This window comes from Morganella sp. HMSC11D09 (assembly GCF_001807955.1).
In the GTDB taxonomy this organism is placed as follows: Bacteria; Pseudomonadota; Gammaproteobacteria; order Enterobacterales; family Enterobacteriaceae; genus Morganella; species Morganella morganii.
In genome coordinates this window covers 3504-6882 of sequence record NZ_KV791648.1, presented here as the reverse complement: position 1 = coordinate 6882, position 3379 = coordinate 3504, and the positions used below count along the sequence as shown (strand labels likewise).

Annotated in this window: 6 protein-coding genes; all 6 read right to left on the bottom strand. The window is 52.1% G+C overall.

Going from position 1 to position 3379, the window contains the following annotated elements:
- The coding region (locus HMPREF3119_RS01970) for a terminase large subunit (RefSeq protein WP_070578188.1) at positions 1–1355 on the bottom strand (1355 nt) is incomplete at its 3' end.
- A 3-nt stretch (positions 1356–1358) separates the two neighbouring features.
- Positions 1359–1829, bottom strand: a complete 471-nt coding sequence (locus tag HMPREF3119_RS01965) for a phage terminase small subunit P27 family (RefSeq protein WP_070578185.1) — start codon at positions 1827–1829, stop codon at positions 1359–1361.
- A 141-nt stretch (positions 1830–1970) separates the two neighbouring features.
- Positions 1971–2174 carry a hypothetical protein gene (locus tag HMPREF3119_RS01960; protein WP_036408221.1) on the bottom strand — a complete coding sequence of 68 codons (204 nt, stop codon included), beginning with the start codon at positions 2172–2174 and terminating at the stop codon, positions 1971–1973.
- The gene (locus tag HMPREF3119_RS18620; protein WP_083297238.1) at positions 2171–2521 is read right to left on the bottom strand and encodes an HNH endonuclease; all 351 of its coding nucleotides are present in this window, start codon (positions 2519–2521) and stop codon (positions 2171–2173) included. Before HMPREF3119_RS18620 ends, HMPREF3119_RS01960 begins: the two co-directional genes overlap by 4 nt.
- Positions 2522–2868: 347 nt before the next feature.
- Positions 2869–3204: a hypothetical protein gene (locus HMPREF3119_RS01955; RefSeq protein WP_070578182.1), complete on the bottom strand. Its 336-nt coding sequence runs from the start codon at positions 3202–3204 to the stop codon at positions 2869–2871.
- Positions 3176–3379 (bottom strand): Rz1-like lysis system protein LysC (locus HMPREF3119_RS19280; RefSeq protein ID WP_168162271.1); only part of this gene is annotated, 204 nt, incomplete at its 5' end. The genes HMPREF3119_RS01955 and HMPREF3119_RS19280, both read right to left, overlap by 29 nt.

Here is a 3379-nt window from a genome sequence, read left to right as displayed (position 1 = left end):
TCACCTTCGCACCATGCCAGAATGTCGGCTTTGATGATGTCATGATCAATAACCTCACCATCAGTCAGCTCCAGATGCCCGGCGGCCGCCCATTTCCGGTACAGGTCAGCGATATGCTTCGGTGCAGTCACTACTCTGTCCTCCGGCAGCCAGAATTTACACTTAACATGCACCTGTCCGCGCGGATCTTCATAAACCTTAATTGCCGCGGCCACGTCGATTTTATTTGCCAGGTCAACACCGACCCAGACTGGGTAGTTCTTCAGTTCATCATCCGGCGCGTTTTCAGGGCAGTTGTCCCATTTTCCTGAGTCCATCCAGATCGACTCCGCGTTAACCCACATATTGAGGTGTTTGGTCAGAAAGTTAGGCCGGGCGGCAATCTGCTCTTTTGCTTTTTTCGCCAGGCGGCGCATATCATCAAAGCGTTTACAGACACCCAGCCCCGGATTAGCTTTTATCCAGACAGACTCATCGAACGGTTCATCATCTTTATCCAGCGTGTAAATGGCCGCGAAAAAAGTGTCATCCTCCACTACGCCCCGCAGTACCTTGATGGCGTAATCCCGCAGTTCGTAGCAGATGCCCTCGCGGTTAAATCCCGCTGTGGTGATCGCAAACAGCAGGGATTGCAGGCGGGCACCGGTCCCGGTTTCCAGCACATCCCACACATCACGGGTTTTGTGGGCATGAAGTTCGTCCACAATGCCGCAGTGAATATTCAGGCCGTCGAGGTTGTTTGCATCACTGGAAAGCGGTTCAAACTTGGATGCAGACCGCTCCTGGTAAATCGCCAGCTTATTAAATTCAAACAGGCGGCCGAGTGAGCCTTTGGCCTTTTTAATCATGTTTTTTGCATCTTCAAACACGATGCGGGCCTGGTCACGGGTTGTGGCAGCCGAGTAAACCTCGGCACCACCCTCACCGTCAGCACCGGTCATATACAGGCCGATGCCGGATGAAAGTGTGGATTTGGCGTTTTTACGCGCCACTTCGTTATAGGCTGTCCGGAAGCGACGAACCAGTACCGGATCGCCGTCATCGTCGTACTGAGCCTCACCGCTGAGTTCATCAACCAGCGGGATCACGAAACCAAAGATATTAATCAGAATAAAGGTATGCCACGGCATCAGCTCTATCGGCTTGCCTGCCAGCGCCCCTTTGACGTGCGGGACAAACTGGTAAAAATCCAGAATATGCTGGGCGCGTTCTTCAATGAAAAAGATGTCGCGCTCAGGGCCACGCTCTAAATCATCAAGAAACCGCTGACACGCCAGGCGTATCAGTTCGCCCGTAACTATTTCTCCGGCAACTACCTGTTCGGCGTACCGGATCCCATCTGCTACGGTTGCCATTCATCATTTGCGCTTTTTCATAAATGCCTCGAAAGGGTCTTCTTCGGCTGGTGTGTTAATCGTTACCTTCGAGCGGGACGCCGGGGTCATACCAAATTCACCCAGCATTGCCCGGATCCGTTTCCAGGCATCGGCTTTCATTGCCGCCACCGGGTGTGCTTTTATCAGTGTGCCGCCATCACTCTGTGTTGTGTAGGTGTAACCTTCTTCGTCCAGAGTATCGCAGTGCTGCCGGTATTCGGTGTATGCCTCGATCAGCAGCTCCAGCGCTTTGGCATCCATCGAACTCATCACGCCCATGGCACCGAGTTCTTCCCCGATCCGCTTAAACCAGTATTTCCCCTGCCTGGTAAAATGCTTCGGAGTTGGGGGTACCCCTGACGGCGGTTTCGGTTCTTTTTTATTGATCGGGCGTTTTGATGGGTTACCCCTGACCAAACGCAGGTGTGACGGGGTTTTCGGTGGTCCCGACATAATCGTTTTCTCCTATTGATTCCCATCCGGGGATCCCGGAAAAAAGTTTTCTAACCTGCGGCGATCTGAAAAGAGGTAAGGCGGCGGTCCTCTGGCCGTGGTGCGGCAGGGATTTGGCCTCCCCCTCCCCCTGCTCCTGCTCTATTCAAGGTGAATATCCGGAGCGTCATCAACCACAGACGGACGCCAGAGAAAACTAACAGATATAGATGAATGCGGCGGCGCTGTTGTTTCTATCTTTATGTCGGTCTGGTGGGATAACATCTCACCATCAACACTGAGGCAATACCCGACAAACCTCCCGCCTTTAAACATCCGGGATAGCTTAACCTGCTTCTTTTTCATCGTGTTCTCTCCGTTGCAGTCTTCCGGTAGTGACATGGCCAGCACAGACTCTGCAGATTGCTTTCCGCATCGGTTCCCCCGTGAGCCTTGGGTGTGATGTGGTCGACTGTCTTCGCCTCGGTTGCCCGTCCTTCGCGCAGGCACTGCTGACACAGATGTTTATCCCTGTTCAGCACCACAGTACGCAGACGATCCCACTTCGTTCCGTAACCGCGTTCGTGACGGCTCTTACCCTGCTGGTGGTTCTCCCAGCCTGTATTGCGGTGCTCTTCGCAGTATCCGCTGCGGTCGGTGGTTGTCTTTGCGCAGCCACGTTTGCGGCAGGCGCGGGGTATGCGTGGTGGCATCATATCCTCCGATTATAAAGCCGACTCATTATGAACAGGCTTTATGATTGGTTTATGCCGTCTCTCCGGCTGTCACGCCCTGCTTCTCCGGCAGCTGACGTTGCTGCCCGTATCGGTAACCACACCGTGGATTCGTTGTTTTTGATTCTCCCCGTGCGCTCACTGCATGAGATAAACAGGTCGTAGTTAACACAAGGAGACTGCGACAACGCAGCGCATAAAAAAGCCCCGCTGTTTAGCGAGGCCTTGTTTATCTTTTGTTTAGCTCAAAGAGTGTAATTTAATCACATATCCAAGAGTACCTGCCTGAGCGTAGTATTTAAGCCCGTTCCCCCATCGGTTTCGGGCTATTTTTTTATCCTCTCCGCTTCAATCTCCCGTATTGCCGGATTAATCCGCAGACTATTTAACGCACCTTTATCCGGGCGCCGATAATTCAGGATGTACTCAGGTAACTTAACAAACCGGTTGTTTTTGTCTTTTGCGCTCACTGTGACTGAATGACAAACGGATGATGTATCGAATGTTTCATCGTACTCATGCAGTAAAGCAGCCATTTTGTCCTGCCACTCAATAGGCATTTCATGCATCAATACTCGCGGTAAGACAAGGAATGATGCATATGACAAACCAAACCAAGTCCATAATTCACCACTACTTCTTGGCTGTATTGATTCTTTCATTTTCTATCTCCCGTATTGCCCGCTTATCGTGATTACAGTCTGCTATCGACTTCATTGCATCGGCCAACAACAGGATTGCTCCGCCGTATGTCAGTTCATCCGGAATAACCGGCAGCGGACAATCAACGGTCAGCTGTGGCGGGATCGGCACCACCGGCGCGGGCACGAATGTCTC